Raw genomic sequence first — 13,844 nt, forward strand, 5'->3', positions numbered from 1 at the left:
TGTAATCGGCGGGCTAAGCGTGGTGGCACAAGACTTTGGAAGAGGTGAATCCCATGCCCCGCGCGACCGAACTCGACCTGCCTTTCCTCGACATCGGCCAGGACTGGTTCGCCGCCGATCCCTATCCGCACTTCGCCGCGGCGCGCGAACAGCACCCCTGGCTGGCGACCTCGCCGTTCGGCTATCTGATCAACGACTACAAGGCGATCCGCGAGTTCTTTCATAGCGAGGACCAGTACGCGCCGCCCTATGGCGGCCTGCTCGACGTGATGCAGGCGCACGGCACGGCCTGGGGGCGCTTCCAGACCAACCACATGCTGGCGATCAGCGGTGACAAGCACCAGCGGCTGCGCGCGATTCTCGCGCCCTCGTTCACCCCGCGGCAGGCGAACAAGAACCGCGACGTGATGCGCGAGGTGATCTCCGACCTGCTCGACGAATGGGTGCCCAAGGGTGGGTTCGACTTCGAGGAATTCGCCTCCTACTTCCCGATCACCGTCATGTGCCGGCTGATCGGGCAATCCCCCGAAGCCATCCAGCCGATCCGTTCCTCGCTCGAGACCTTGGGGCTCAGCGTCTGCATGGATCCGAACTTCCTGCCGCAGCTTGAGGAAGCGACCCTCGTGCTCGAGAAGTTCGTCGGCCAGTTCGTCGCCGACCGCCGCGCGGGCAAGCGCCTGTCCGACACCGAGGACCTGCTCGACCTGCTGCTCAAGAACCAGGAGGAGGGCGGCCTCGACGATGCCGAGCTCGAGAACATCCTGATCTTCCTGTTCGTGGCGGGCTATGACACCTCGAAGAACATCCTGACGATCATGATGTCTCTGCTCGCCGACCGGCCCGAAATGTTCGCGCGCTGCGGCGAATCGATCGACTATTGCCGCAAGGTCATCCGCGAGACCTTCCGCCACATGAGCACGGCGCCGGCGCTGCGCATGCTCGGCCGCGACTGGGAATACCGCGGCGTCGTGCTGCCGAAGGACAGCATGATCTGGTTCCCGCTCAACGTTATCGGCCGCGATCCCCGCGTTGCCGAAAATGCGGAAACCTTCGATCCCGACCGCGTCCACACCAACCCGCCGATCCCGTTCGGTCTTGGCGCGCACATCTGCCTCGGCCAATACATCGCCAAGGCGCAGCTCGAGGAAGGCCTGCACCTGATCGCCCAGCGCATCACCAACCTGCGCTCGACGGGGCCGGCCGGCTGGCGGCCCTATCCGGGCACCTGGGGGATCAAGGGGCTACCGATCGCGTTCGATCCCGCCGAGGCCAAGGTCTCCGAAGTCGCGCATTAACCAAAATCACCTTTGCGACATGTGGTTCATAATGGCGAAACCCAGCACGGCTTCGGGGCTCTCGCGTCGGGCTGGGATGTCCTAGGGAGTCCACGCGGGCGGGCGGACGGCGATTCGTTAACCATCTTCGTGTCTATGGGATGACGGTGTTGCGCGCGGCGCGGCCAGGCAGATGGACACTCATATCGTGCAGCAATCCGACAACTTCCTCGACCGTTGGTTCGTCCGCATGCCGATTGCGCAGCGGCTGAACTTCCAGGTGATCGCGGCGCTTGTGCTGAGCGCGTGCCTGATCGTGGCGATTACGATGGGTGCGGGGCTGAGCTGGCGGATGGGCCAGGAAGACAACCGCGTTGCCGAGCAGGCGCTCAAGATCGCGCTGCTCGAAAAGGACTTCACCTCGCTTGAGCGCGACGCCTTCCGCTACGCATTGCTGCGCAGCCCCGAAACGCTCGAAAGCTATCGCGGCAATGCCACCGATTTCGGCACGTCGCTCAAGGAAACCCAAACCGTTCTCGACGCCTCCGAGCACCAGCTCGTGCGCGAGGTCGAAGCCGGCGCCGCCGAATATGTGAAGACCGTTGACGGTGTGATGGCGGCCGGTCCGGCCGATGCCGAAGGCGCCGCCGCGATCGTCGCTGCCGGCGACGTCGTCGATGCCAAGATCGAAGAGATCCGCAAGCCGGTTATTGCGCAGGCGGCGGTCATCGCCAAGCAGCAGGAGCAGCTCTCCATGCTGACCATGGCGATCACGATCGCCATCGCCGCGCTCGCGGGCATGGCCTCCTTCGTGCTGGCGCGCGTCATCAAGCGCACGATCGGCAGCGAACTGGGCATCATGGCGGAAGCCATTTCGCGGATCTCGCGCCAGGATTTCAACGTCGAGGTGCTGCATTCGAGCCGTCAGGACGAACTCGGCAAACTTGCCCGCGCGGCCGAGCAATTGCGCGAGACCAGCCGCTCGAAGGTCCAGTCCGACCAGGACATGGCGCGCATGGTCGACGTCGTCGGGCAATCGCTGCGCAAGCTCGCGGGCGGCGACCTGACGGTCAACCTGCCCGATCTCGGCGCCGGCTACGAAGGCGTGCGCTCGGACTTCAACGCGGCGATCACGCGCCTGCACGATACGATGATCGCGGTCGCCGAAGCGGCGAACAACATCCGCGGCGGCTCGGGCGAGATCAGCCAGGCTTCGGCCGATCTGGCGCAGCGCACCGAACACCACGCATCGGAACTGGCCAGTGCCGCCGAGGCCGTGGACGCGCTGACGACGGCCGTCGGCAGCACCGCGGCGAATGCCCGGATGGCCCACCAGGGCACCTGCGACGCCGTGGCCGTGGCCAGCGAGGGCACCGACATCGTCCGCCAGGCGGTGGGCGCCATGTCCAACATCGAACAGTCGACCGCGCAGATCGGCCAGATCATCTCGGTGATCGATTCCATCGCATTCCAGACCAACCTGCTGGCGCTCAACGCCGGCGTAGAGGCCGCGCGTGCGGGCCAGGCAGGCAGCGGCTTCGCCGTGGTGGCCAGCGAAGTGCGCGCGCTCGCGCAGCGTTCGTCCGACGCGGCGACCGACATCCGCACGCTGATCGAGAGCAGCACCCAGCAGGTCGGCACCGGCGTCGCGATGGTGCGGCGCGCGGGCAGCGTGCTCGAGCGGATCAGCGGCAGCGTCGAAAGCGTGACCGGGACGGTGATGGACATTTCGCAGGCGGCGAGCGAGCAGTCGACGCGTCTGCGCGAAACCAACAGCATCATGTCGGCGATGGATCGCGTAACCCAGCAGAACGCCGCGATGGTCGAACAGAGCCACGCCGCAGCCCGGAATCTCGATCACGCGGCGAACAATCTGACCGAGCTGGTCGGCCGTTTCGCCCTCGCAAAGGCCGCCTGATCGTCGCAGGCAGTCGCTGCGACGAGCGGAGGAACTGCCTGCAGTTCAACGAGTTATTCCGTCATACCCGACGGAGTGAGCGCGAATGCAGGTTGTGACGACCGCCGATAGAGAAGCCGCCTTGGCCTTGCGGGAGGCCTTGGCCGACATTTCGGGTTTCTGGTATCGGCTCGATGACGATGGCCCGCTCTGCCAAGCCATCGCGCGGCATCGCGTCCAGACCGAGCAACGGCTCGTGCGTCAGGCTTTCCTCGAAGCGCAGTGCGTTCCCGTGGCGCTCGATGCCGCGAAGGGATCCGAGCAGCCGATGGCGGCCAGAGCGCCGCGGCGGCTGCTTCCGGCCCTGGCGGTCGGCAGTCCGATCTCCGGCATGAACTGCGGCTGACGGGCACTCCCGTGCGATTGACCAATGTCGATTTCCGGGCGCCGTCGGTCCGGCTGTCCGGCACGGTAGACTATGCCATGTATCAGACCTTCCGGCAGCAGCTCGACCTCTGCGCCCAGGAGGGCCTGGTGACGATCGAGCTTTCCACCCTCGGCGGCGATCCCGAAGTGGCGCGCATGATGGGCGAGGACGTCCGCTTCCACAGCGAAGTTTCGCCACAGCGGCGGATCGTGTTCCTGGGCAAGGCCGCGATCTATTCGGCGGGCACGACCTTCATGTCGTTCTTCGCGCGCGAGAACCGCTATCTCACGCGCGGTACGCGGCTGATGATCCACGAGCGAAAGCTGACCAAGACGCTGCAGATCGAGGGGCCGCTGACCACCTGCATCGCCTCGGTCGAAGCGACGCTCAACGAGATCCAGGCGTCGATTAAGATCCAGAACGAAGGCTTCCGGAACCTGATCTACGGATCGAACGTCACGATGGACGAGGTGCTGCGCAAGGCGCCGTCGAACTGGTACATCGAAGCAAGCGAGGCGCAACGGCTCGGGCTGATCGAAGCGGTGCTCTAGCAGCCGGCGCATCTCCCATACCAAGGTATGCCGATCCCACGCGCGGGGACAGGTTGGCGCATCGGGCGCTCTCATCGATCATCCTGGCGCGGGGGCGCTTCCGACCCGCGAGGAGAGCCCGATGACCGTCACCGCCGTCGCCACGCCCGCAAAGTCGCTGCTCACGCCAGGCGATCACGCGCTCGTGCTGATCGATCATCAATCGCAGATGGCCTTTCCCGTGCGCTCGCAGGACGTCGCCGTGCTGCGCCTCAACGCCGGCCTGGTCGCCGAAGCGGCGGCGGGCTTCGGCGTGTCGACGATCCTGACGACAGTGGCGGCGGAGAGCTTTTCGGGACCGATCTTCGACGAGATCCTTGCGGCCTTTCCCGATCGGCGCGTGATCGACCGGACGACGATGAACGCCTGGGAAGACGCCGATTTCGTCGCGGCGTTTAACGCCATCGGCAAGCCGAGAGTCGTGATCGGCGGGCTCTGGACCTCGGTCTGCATCGTCGGCCCGGTGCTGTCCGCGCTCGAACAGGGTTTCGAGGTCTATTTCGTCAGCGACATCTGCGGCGACGTTTCGGCCGAAGCGCACGATCGCGCGATCGATCGCATGATCCAGGCGGGCGCGCGGCCGCTGACGGCGCTGCAATACCTGCTCGAGCTCCAGCGCGACTGGGCGCGCGGCGAAACCTATGGGCTGACCACGGGCATCGCGCGCAAATATGCCGGGGGCTATGGCATCGGCATCGTCTATGCCAAGACCATGTTCGGCGCCGCGGAGGGCGGCCACGGCTAGGCTCGGGTGCACAAGAGGACCGAAATGATCCGGGTGGACGATGTTCTGATCGGGGCGGTGCGCCCGCTGGGGCCCAAGGGCATCGCGAGCGGCATCGCCAAGCAGGCCGTCGACCGGCAGATCCGCCTCGAAACCTTGGGTTTCGTCGGCGACGAGCAGGGCGACACCCGCCATCATGGCGGACCCGACAAGGCCGTGCACCACTATCCGCAGGAGCACTATGCGGCCTGGCGCGACGAAGTCGAGGCGGTGGACCTGCTCGCTCGGCCGGGCGCTTTCGGCGAGAACGTCGCGACGTCGGGCTTGACCGAGAACGAGGTCGCGGTGGGCGATCGCTTTCGCCTGGGCACGGCGCTGGTCGAGGTCAGCCAGGGTCGCCAGCCCTGTTTCCGCCTCAACCTGCGCTTCGGGGTGAAGGACATGGCGCTGCGGATGCAGCAGTCGGGCCGCACGGGCTGGTACTATCGCGTGATCGAGCCGGGCTTGGTCGCGCCCGGCGATGCGCTGGAACTGGTCGAGCGGCGCGCGCCCGACTGGACGATCGCGCGGCTCTGGCGCCTGCTCTACGTAGACGTGCTGGACCGCGAGGCGCTGGCCGCCATGATCGCGCTCGAACACCTGCCCGAACGCTGGCGCGAGATCGGCCAGGCGCGGCTGCAGCGCGGCGAAGTCGAAGACTGGGACCGTCGCCTCAAGGGTGAATGATCGCGGGTCAGGGCTTGGCGAAAACCGCGATCTGCGCCGCGACTTCCTCGGGATACTGATGCTGTGGCCCGTGGCCGGCCTGGGGCATGACCAGCAATCGCGTGGTCGCGAGCCGGCCGCTGAGCGCGAACCAGTCCTCGACCCGGCAGCAGACGTCGCGATCGCCGGCGACCACCAGGATCGGCATGCGCGTGGTGAAGAGGAACTGGCTGACCCCGTGCGTATCGGCGCGGAAATCGGCCACTGCCTTGGCCTGGTCGGCGAAGGCGGCGGGGATGACCGGCGGCGAGAGATCGCCGGTGCGCGCGTGGATCCGGTCCCACGAGGCCTTGGCTGCGGCGCGGCTGACTTCGGACGAGGGGCGGAAGAACAGCACTTCCTCGTCGGCGAGATCGTTGACCGGCTTGGAAGCGGCGTCGAGGAAGGCCTTCTCGGGCACCCAGAACGCCTGCCCCGGCGGTCCCGCGGCGATGACCACGAGATGCGAGACGCGATCGGGCATCCGCGTTGCGGCTTCCTGGACCACGGCACCGCCCATCGACCAGCCGCCGAGCACGAAGCGGTCGATCTTGAGCCCGTCGGCCAGGTCGCGGACGTCGTCGACCATGGCTTCCATCGTCCCCGCGCGTGCGCCGGTCGAGCGGCCGATGCCGCTGTATTCGAAGGTGATGACGCGGAAGTCCTTGGCCAGTGCGTCGATGAAGGCCGGATCCCAGGAATCGAGCGTCCCGCGGAAGCGCAGCGCCAGGATCAGCGGCCGGCCGGTGCCGACCGCGCGATAGGCGAGGCGGCGACCCTCGGCCTCGACGAAGCGGGTGGGCGCGTCGACCGCGCCGGCCCAGGCGAGGGTCGGCGTCGCAGCGAAGGCTAGCAGCGTCGCGAGTATGGCGGTTTTCATCATGGCCGCCTCAGCCGAACAGCTTGCCGGCGACCAGGGCGACGATGCCGCCCTGGTGTCGCGCGCCCGCGAGGTCGATTTCGCTCGGCTGGCGCGAGCCGTCGCCGCCTGCCACCGTCGTCGCGCCATAGGGCGCGCCGCCGACGATCTCGTCGATGCTCATCTGGCCCTGGTGGCTGTAGGGCAGGCCGACGATCGTCATGCCGAAGTGCAGCAGGTTGGTGATGATCGAGAACAAGGTCGTCTCCTGCCCGCCGTGCTGCGTCGCCGTCGAGGTGAAGGCCGCGCCGACCTTGCCGTTGAGCGCGCCGCGCGCCCAGAGGCCGCCGGCCTGGTCGAGGAAGGCCGCCATCTGCGAGGGCATGCGGCCGAACCGCGTCGGCGCGCCGATGACGATCGCGTCGTAGTCCTCGAGTTCGCCAATCGTCGCGACCGGGGCGTCCTGGTCGAGCTTGAAGCCGGCATTGCGCGCGACCTCGATCGGCGCGGTTTCGGGGACGCGCTTGACCGTGACGTGGGCGCCTTCCTGGCGAGCACCCTCGGCGACGGCATTGGCAAGGGCTTCGACGTGGCCGTAAGTCGAATAGTAGAGGACGAGGATCTTGCTCATGGTGGCTCCTTGGTGGGGTCAGGCGGCGATCGGCGCCGATCGGGGCGCGCGGGCATGGGCGAGGGCCCAGCTCAGGGCGGTATCGGCGACCTCTTCCCAGCCATCGTCGATGCAGGTCCAGTGCGACCGGCCGGGGAATATCCGCAGCTCGGTCTTCGACGGTGCGCGCTTCTGCTTGTCGTAGATCGCCTCGGTCATCGAGGCGTCGGCGATGAGGTCGATCTCGCCGCCGATCAGCAGCAGCGGGGCCCGGTCGGGATTGTCCCAGCGGATCGACATCGCGCCGATCACGCCGTTCCAGTAGACCCGGCCCGGGGTCGGCACGATGTAACGATCGTAGAGCGCGTCGACGCGCGCGGCCGGTGCGGTCTGCGCGAAGCGCGTGGCGAAGAACTTGCGCGACATGACCTTGGCCTTGCGCCAGGACAGCGGGTCGATGAACACCGGCAGGGCCGAGCGGATCGCGTGGGGATGGAGTGGCACGCCGGGCGTCGGCGCCGGGTCGATCGAGACGCCGGCCAGGCCCAGCCCGCGGTCGAGCAGGTGCTGGACGATGACGCCGCCCAGCGAGTGGCCGATCAGGATCGGTTCCTCGGGCAGGGCTTCGATGATACGCTGGTAGTGGTCGACGATCTGCCGCTGCGACAGCCGCGCGAGCTCGGGAGCAGGAGACTGGCGCAGCTCTTCGGGCGGACGATCGTCATAGGGCCAGTCGGGCGCGATCACCGTATGGCCGGCGGCTTCGTAGCGCGCCTTGAAGCCCTCCCAGCTCCGCGAATTCAGCCAGGCGCCGTGGATGAGGACGATCGTCTTCGACATCGTAGTTCTCCTGTCGCGCGCCTCGGCGCGGGGGACGCCGCCCGAATTCGGCAGCGGCGCATGCTAGCCGTTCGTTTTGGCTCAAGACGCCTAGACGAAGGTTTGGTCGGCAAGCTTTGGCGGGCCCGGCCGGGGATGCGGCCGGGCCCGCGCGGGGGGCTCGGTCAGCCGCGGACGAAGGCCAGCAGGTCGGCGTTCACCACGTCGGGATGGGTCGTGCACATGCCGTGCGGCAGGCCGCGATAGGTCTTGAGCGTGCCGTTCCTGAGCAGTTCGGCCGAGAGCGGCGCGGAATCGGCGTAAGGCACGATCTGGTCGTCATCGCCATGCATGACGAGGGTCGGCACCTCGATCGTCTTGAGATCCTCGGTGAAGTCGGTCTCGGAGAAGGCCTTGATGCAGTCGTAGTGCGCCTTGGCGCCGCCCATCATGCCCTGCCGCCACCAGTTCTGGATCACGCCCTGGTCGACCTTCGCGCCGGGGCGATTGTAGCCGTAGAACGGCCCGCTCGGGATCTCGAGGAAGAACTGTGCACGGTTGTCGACGAGCGCCTTGCGGAAGCCGTCGAACACTTCGATCGGCAGACCGCCGGGGTTCGCGTCCGACCGTACCATGACCGGCGGCACCGCGCCGATCAGCACGGCCTTGGCGACGCGGCCGGGCTTGGCCCGCGCGACATAGTGCGCGACCTCGCCGCCGCCGGTCGAATGGCCGATGTGGATCGCGCCCTTGAGATCGAGTTCGTCGGTCAGCGCGGCGACGTCGGCCGCGTAGGTGTCCATCTCGTTGCCCGTCCAGGTCTGGGTCGATCGCCCGTGCCCGCGCCGATCGTGCGCGATGACGCGATAGCCATCGGCCAGGAAGAACATCATCTGGTTGTCCCAGTCGTCGGCGGTCAGCGGCCAGCCGTGGTGGAACACGATCGGCGTGGCCTCTTTCGGTCCCCAGTCCTTGTAGTAGATTTCGGTGCCGTCGGCGGTTTCGATGAAAGGCATGGTCTGCGTCCTTGTGTGACGAAGGGGGAGGCGGCTCGGGATTTTCAGGCGAGGCGTTCGCGCAGGAAGCTCCAGGTGCGGCCATTGGCGAGCGCGGCTGCATCGGCGTCGAAATGGACGCCGGTGTGACGCGCGAAGGCGTGGTGGCAACCGGGATAGGCGAAGACCTCGACCTGCGGATTGTCGGCGAAGGCGCCGTGGATCGCGGTCTGCGCGGCGGGGGTGATGAATTCGTCCTGCTCGGCCAGATGCACGATCATCGGTGTCTCCACCTTGTCCGACTCGGCCAGGTAGTCCTCGGCCGAACCCGGATAGTACGCGACGCTCGCGTCGGCGCCATGACGCGCTGTGGTGAGGAAGGTCATAAGCCCGCCGAGGCAATAGCCCATGACGCCGACCTTGCCCGAGGCGCCGTCCAGCGCGCGCGCAAAGTGGATCACGTCGGCGATGTCCTGCGCGCCGCGATCGCGGTCATAGGCCTGATAGAGCGCGAGGCCCTTCTGCCATTCGGCTTCGGTCCAGTGCGAAAGCGCCAGGCCCGGCTCCTGGCGCCAGAACAGGTCTGGCGCGAGCGCGATGAAGCCGCGGTCGGCCAGTTCGCGGCAGCTTGCGCGGATGTCGTCGTTCACGCCGAACACTTCGTGGAGCACGATCACCATCGGTGCGGTGTCCGCGGCCGGTCGCTCGACGAAGGCCTGGAATGAACCGTCGGCGACGGCGATGGTCAGATAGTCTCCCATGGTCGGTCTCCAGTTGCGCGCGTGTTCAGCGCGCGATCGTGCCGGGCAGGCTGAGGTCGCCCGAGGCGACGTCGAACACGTTCGAGATGCACAGCAGCGGTGCGTGCAGGTTGGCGTTGACCTTGAGCGCGGAGGTCACCCCGTCGAACTTCACCCCGGCGGTCGCGCCGATCACCGGGGCGGGAACCCGGACTTCGACGGTGTCGGTCGCCAGCGTGGTCGGATAGGTCGGGCTGTCGATCAGCAGTGGCACCTTGGGCCAGGTGGCCGGCACCTTCGGCGTGGTTCCGGCGGGAATGTCCTTCACCTTGAGCGAGCCCTTGCCGCAGGCGTCGTCGGGCACGAGCACGACCCAGTGCGGGTGCCAGACATGACGATTGGCGCCGCCGTCTGCCGCGTCGTCGAAATCGGGATGGAAGGTCACCGCCAGGGCGAGGATGCCCTGCTTGCTCTCGAAGCCGACGCCGGCGCTGTCGAGGCTGGTCGGCCAGACGTAGGAATAGACCGCGCTGCCCGCGAACTGCCCGGTCGGCTTCGGCCGGATCGTCCCGGCCTTGCCGCGCACCTGCACGCGGAAGACCACGTCGGGTCCCTCGCTCTTCACCTCGGTGCGGACGATGTCGAAGGCGGCGTCGATCTTCTCGTTCGGGGGCGAAGCGATGTGCCCGGCGTGCTGGGCGAAGGCGGGGACGCTCGCCAGCGCGAGGGTTGCGGTCATTGTGGAACGGAGGCGTTTCATGGCAGGCTCCCTGGCATTTCGGCGATCATTCGGCGGCGACGGCGACATCGAGGCCCAGCGCGCGAGCGACGCCGGCGCCATAGGCGGGATCGGCGCGCGTGCAGTTGTCGACGTGGCGTTGCTGCACCTCGAGCGAGGCCCCGCCGACTTGCCGCGCGGTGTTCTCGAACAGCGCCTGCTGCTGGCCGGGCGTCATCAGCCGGAAGAGATCGCCGGGCTGCTCCCAGTGATCGTTGTCGACACGGTGATCCCAGTGCGCCGCGGGGCCGTCGAGGGGAAGGCCGGGCTCGGACAGTTCGGGGCTGTCGCGCCAGACTCCGGCGCCGTTCGGATAGTAGCTCAGCGTCGCGCCGAGATTGCCGTCGGTGCGCATGGCGCCGTCGCGGTGATAGGAATGGAACGGGCACTTGGGCGCGTTGACCGGGATATGCAGGTGGTTGACGCCGAGCCGGTACCGCTGCGCGTCGCCGTAGGAGAACAGCCGCGCCTGCAACATCCGGTCGGGCGAGAAGCCGATGCCCGGCACGACGTTGGCCGGCGAGAAGGCCGCCTGCTCGACCTCGGCAAAGACGTTGTCGGGATTGCGGTCGAGCGCGAACTCGCCGACCGGCATCAGCGGATAGTCGGCCTTGGGCCAGACCTTGGTCAGGTCGAACGGATTGTGGCGATGGGTCTTGGCCTGGGCCTCGGTCATGACCTGGATGAACAGCGTCCACTTGGGGAAGTCGCCCGCGTCGATCGCTTCCAGCAGGTCGCGGCCGTGGCTCTCGCGGTCTCCGCCGATCAGCGTCGCCGCCTCGGCGTCGGTCAGGTTCTCGATGTCCTGCTGGCAGCGATAGTGGAACTTGACCCAGACGCGCTCGTCGGCGGCGTTGATCATGCTGAAGGTGTGGCTGCCGAAGCCGTGCATGTGGCGATAGGACTTGGGAATGCCGCGCTCGGACATGACGATCGTCACCTGGTGCAGCGCCTCGGGCAGCAGCGTCCAGAAGTCCCAGTTGTTCTGCGCGCTGCGCAGGCCCGTGCGCGGGTCGCGCTTCACCGCGTGGTTGAGATCGGGGAAGCGCAGCGGATCGCGGAAGAAGAACACGGGCGTGTTGTTGCCGACGAGGTCCCAGTTGCCCTCCTCGGTGTAGAACTTGATCGCGAAGCCGCGGATGTCGCGCTCGGCATCGGCCGCGCCGCGCTCGCCGGCGACGGTGGAGAAGCGCACGAATATCGGCGTCTGCTTGCCGATTTCGGCGAACAGCTTGGCCTTGGTGAAGGCGGAGACGTCGTGTGTGACCTTGAAGGTGCCATAGGCGCCCGAGCCCTTGGCGTGCATGCGTCGCTCGGGGATCACTTCGCGGTCGAAATGCGCGAGCTTCTCGATCAGCCAGATGTCCTGGAGCAGGGCGGGGCCGCGCGCGCCGGCGGTCATCGTGTTGAGATTGTCCACCACCGGTGCGCCATTGGCGTGCGATAGAGGCTGGTCGCTCGGCATTGCGGGCTCCTGTCTGAGGTGCGCCGCCAGGATAGACCGCCGGTTCGAGCCGGATCGATTGTACCCGCTGGTCCTGAGACCAAACCAAAGTATGGATTATGCCGGTGCGGCGGCCGAATACGTAGCGCCGGGCTCCGGCGCGGCTTCCGCGATCGGCAGGTCGAAGTGGAAGCGGGCGCCTTCGCCGACCGTGCTCGTCGCCCAGAGCCGTCCGCCGTGCGCGGCGATGCAGGTGCGGCAGATCGCCAGGCCCATGCCCATCCCGCCGGCCTTGGTCGAATAGAACGGCTCGAACATCAGCTTCATCGTTTCGGGATCGATGCCTGGGCCCCGGTCGGCGACTTCCATGCGCACGCGCGCGCCGTCCTGCCGGGCGGTGACGGTGATGTCGCGCGGGCCGGAGCGGTCGTCCATGGCATGCGCGGCGTTCAGCAGGAGGTTGATCAGCACCTGCTGGATGTTGATCGGGTCGGCCAGCACGCGCGGCAGGCGATCGGTCGTATCGACGTGGATCGACACCTTCATCGAGCACAACTCGCGATCGACCAGAATGATCGCGTCCTGGATCAGCCCGGCGACGTCGTGCGGCTGCATGTCGGCGGGCGAATTGCCGAGGAAGGCGCGCGTCCGCTCGACCACGCCCTTGGCGCGCACCGCGGCCTCGATGATATGCTCGACGCCCGAGAGCGCTTCGGCGAGGTTGGGATCGTCGCGGCGCAGCCAGCGCAACGTCGCCTCGGCATTGGCGATGATCGCGGCGAGCGGCGAGTTGACCTCGTGCGCGATCGAGGCGGACAGAGCGCCCATGGTCGTGACGCGCGCGGCGCGGGCGACCTCGAGCTCGGCCTGCGCCAGTCGCGCCTGGGCGGCCTTGTATTCGGTTATGTCGAGATCGCTGACGATGATGTTCTCGAAGTCGTCCATGTCGCGCGGCAGACCGGCGGCGAACAGCGTGTTGACCGGGCCCTCGGGCGTCTGCAGGTGGGTTTCGGAGCGATAGAGCGCGTCGCCGCGGGCGAAGGCGACCAGCCATTGCACGAAAGTGCCGTCGGTATCGGGCAGGATCCGATCGAGCGGGCCGACGATGTCTTTCTTGTCGGGCGCACCCATGCGGATCGCGGCGAAGCGGTTGACGTCGTTGATGATCACCGCCCGGCGCAAGGCGCGAAGCTGATCGGGCCGCGTGGCGTAATGGGCCTGCATGTCCTTCACGCCCGATCGCAGGAGCTTGAGCACCTCGTCGCGGACCACGGTCCAGTCCTCGCGCCACAGCGCGATGCCGGTCCGTTCGAACAGCATCTCGTTCCAGCGCCTGCTGCCGTCGAGCTGTTCGTTCAGCGCGCCGATCGCGCGCCGGTGGGCGCGCAGGCCGATGGCGGCGAGGACGATCGCCACGCCTGCGACGAGCAGGGTGGCGAGGGGGGCGTCGGACAGCTGCGGGGCCAGCAGCGCGCTTGCCGCGAGGATCAGGGCGAAGACGGCAAGGCGTCGCGTGTCCGGTCTGGTCCAGCGCGGCGGGCGGGGCCGTTCCTTGTTGCGTGAGGCCCACAGCGGCATGCCGTCTGCGTCGAGGCCGCCGTCCGAGGTGATGGCCTCTTCGCTCGGCCAAAGCGTGAAAACCTGCCTCATCCGAAGTCCACCATTGCTCGCGTTTCCCGGATTTCACTCGGGCCGTTCCAAGGCCCATAGTCCACTAAACTATCGTATAGTCGCTCGGCCCCGGCGAACCGGAATACCTTCGCGGCGGCTCATTGTCGCATGATGCGGCCAGAGAGAGGCTATGTCGTTCGGGTCCATCGCAGCGAGTTGGCGCTTTTGCGCTCCTATGAGGCTGCCGTCCTATGCCGGCGCAAGCCGTGACTATCTACGCTGACTCCGCCATAGTCGGCGAAGCCGCATCGAACCTGGCGAGCTATGGTGAG

Annotated in this window: 14 protein-coding genes; 6 read left to right on the forward strand and 8 right to left on the reverse strand. The window is 67.3% G+C overall.

The features are described 5' to 3' along the window. The first annotated feature begins 53 nt into the window (after positions 1–53). From WG901_RS15120 to WG901_RS15145, 6 genes are all read left to right on the forward strand, one after another. Positions 54–1,295 carry a cytochrome P450 gene (locus WG901_RS15120; RefSeq protein ID WP_339587927.1) on the forward strand — a complete coding sequence of 414 codons (1,242 nt, stop codon included), beginning with the start codon at positions 54–56 and terminating at the stop codon, positions 1,293–1,295. Between the two features lie 187 nt (positions 1,296–1,482). Then, on the forward strand, positions 1,483–3,192 hold the full coding sequence (locus WG901_RS15125) for a methyl-accepting chemotaxis protein (protein WP_339587928.1): 1,710 nt from the start codon (positions 1,483–1,485) through the stop codon (positions 3,190–3,192). A gap of 85 nt (positions 3,193–3,277) precedes the next feature. Further along, entirely contained in the window at positions 3,278–3,577 is a 300-nt protein-coding gene (locus WG901_RS15130) for a hypothetical protein (RefSeq protein WP_339587929.1), read from the forward strand. 77 nt (positions 3,578–3,654) lie between these two features. Next, the gene (locus WG901_RS15135; protein WP_339588420.1) at positions 3,655–4,149 is read left to right on the forward strand and encodes a peptidase S14; all 495 of its coding nucleotides are present in this window, start codon (positions 3,655–3,657) and stop codon (positions 4,147–4,149) included. Between the two features lie 121 nt (positions 4,150–4,270). After that, positions 4,271–4,933 carry a hydrolase gene (locus WG901_RS15140; protein ID WP_339587930.1) on the forward strand — a complete coding sequence of 221 codons (663 nt, stop codon included), beginning with the start codon at positions 4,271–4,273 and terminating at the stop codon, positions 4,931–4,933. 24 nt (positions 4,934–4,957) lie between these two features. After that, positions 4,958–5,638, forward strand: a complete 681-nt coding sequence (locus WG901_RS15145) for an MOSC domain-containing protein (RefSeq protein ID WP_339587931.1) — start codon at positions 4,958–4,960, stop codon at positions 5,636–5,638. A 7-nt stretch (positions 5,639–5,645) separates the two neighbouring features. Here the strand turns inward: WG901_RS15145 and WG901_RS15150 are convergent, their stop codons facing one another. From WG901_RS15150 to WG901_RS15185, 8 genes are all read right to left on the reverse strand, one after another. Continuing rightward, on the reverse strand, positions 5,646–6,536 hold the full coding sequence (locus tag WG901_RS15150) for an alpha/beta fold hydrolase (protein ID WP_339587932.1): 891 nt from the start codon (positions 6,534–6,536) through the stop codon (positions 5,646–5,648). A gap of 10 nt (positions 6,537–6,546) precedes the next feature. Beyond that, positions 6,547–7,146: an NAD(P)H:quinone oxidoreductase gene (wrbA, locus tag WG901_RS15155; RefSeq protein ID WP_339587933.1), complete on the reverse strand. Its 600-nt coding sequence runs from the start codon at positions 7,144–7,146 to the stop codon at positions 6,547–6,549. An 18-nt stretch (positions 7,147–7,164) separates the two neighbouring features. Next, entirely contained in the window at positions 7,165–7,965 is an 801-nt protein-coding gene (locus WG901_RS15160; RefSeq protein ID WP_339587934.1) for an alpha/beta hydrolase, read from the reverse strand. 164 nt (positions 7,966–8,129) lie between these two features. Continuing rightward, positions 8,130–8,960: an alpha/beta fold hydrolase gene (locus WG901_RS15165; RefSeq protein WP_339587935.1), complete on the reverse strand. Its 831-nt coding sequence runs from the start codon at positions 8,958–8,960 to the stop codon at positions 8,130–8,132. Positions 8,961–9,004: 44 nt separating this feature from the next. Beyond that, positions 9,005–9,700, reverse strand: coding sequence for a dienelactone hydrolase family protein (locus WG901_RS15170; protein WP_339587936.1), 696 nt, complete (start codon positions 9,698–9,700; stop codon positions 9,005–9,007). Between the two features lie 25 nt (positions 9,701–9,725). Further along, positions 9,726–10,418 (reverse strand): hypothetical protein, encoded by a 693-nt coding sequence (locus tag WG901_RS15175; protein ID WP_339587937.1) that lies wholly within the window; start codon positions 10,416–10,418, stop codon positions 9,726–9,728. Positions 10,419–10,464: 46 nt separating this feature from the next. Further along, positions 10,465–11,922, reverse strand: coding sequence for a catalase (locus WG901_RS15180; RefSeq protein ID WP_339587938.1), 1,458 nt, complete (start codon positions 11,920–11,922; stop codon positions 10,465–10,467). Positions 11,923–12,018: 96 nt separating this feature from the next. After that, the gene (locus WG901_RS15185; RefSeq protein WP_339587939.1) at positions 12,019–13,551 is read right to left on the reverse strand and encodes a sensor histidine kinase; all 1,533 of its coding nucleotides are present in this window, start codon (positions 13,549–13,551) and stop codon (positions 12,019–12,021) included. Positions 13,552–13,844 lie beyond the last annotated feature (293 nt).

It is taken from the genome of Novosphingobium anseongense, assembly GCF_037482895.1.
In the GTDB taxonomy this organism is placed as follows: Bacteria; Pseudomonadota; Alphaproteobacteria; order Sphingomonadales; family Sphingomonadaceae; genus Novosphingobium; species Novosphingobium anseongense.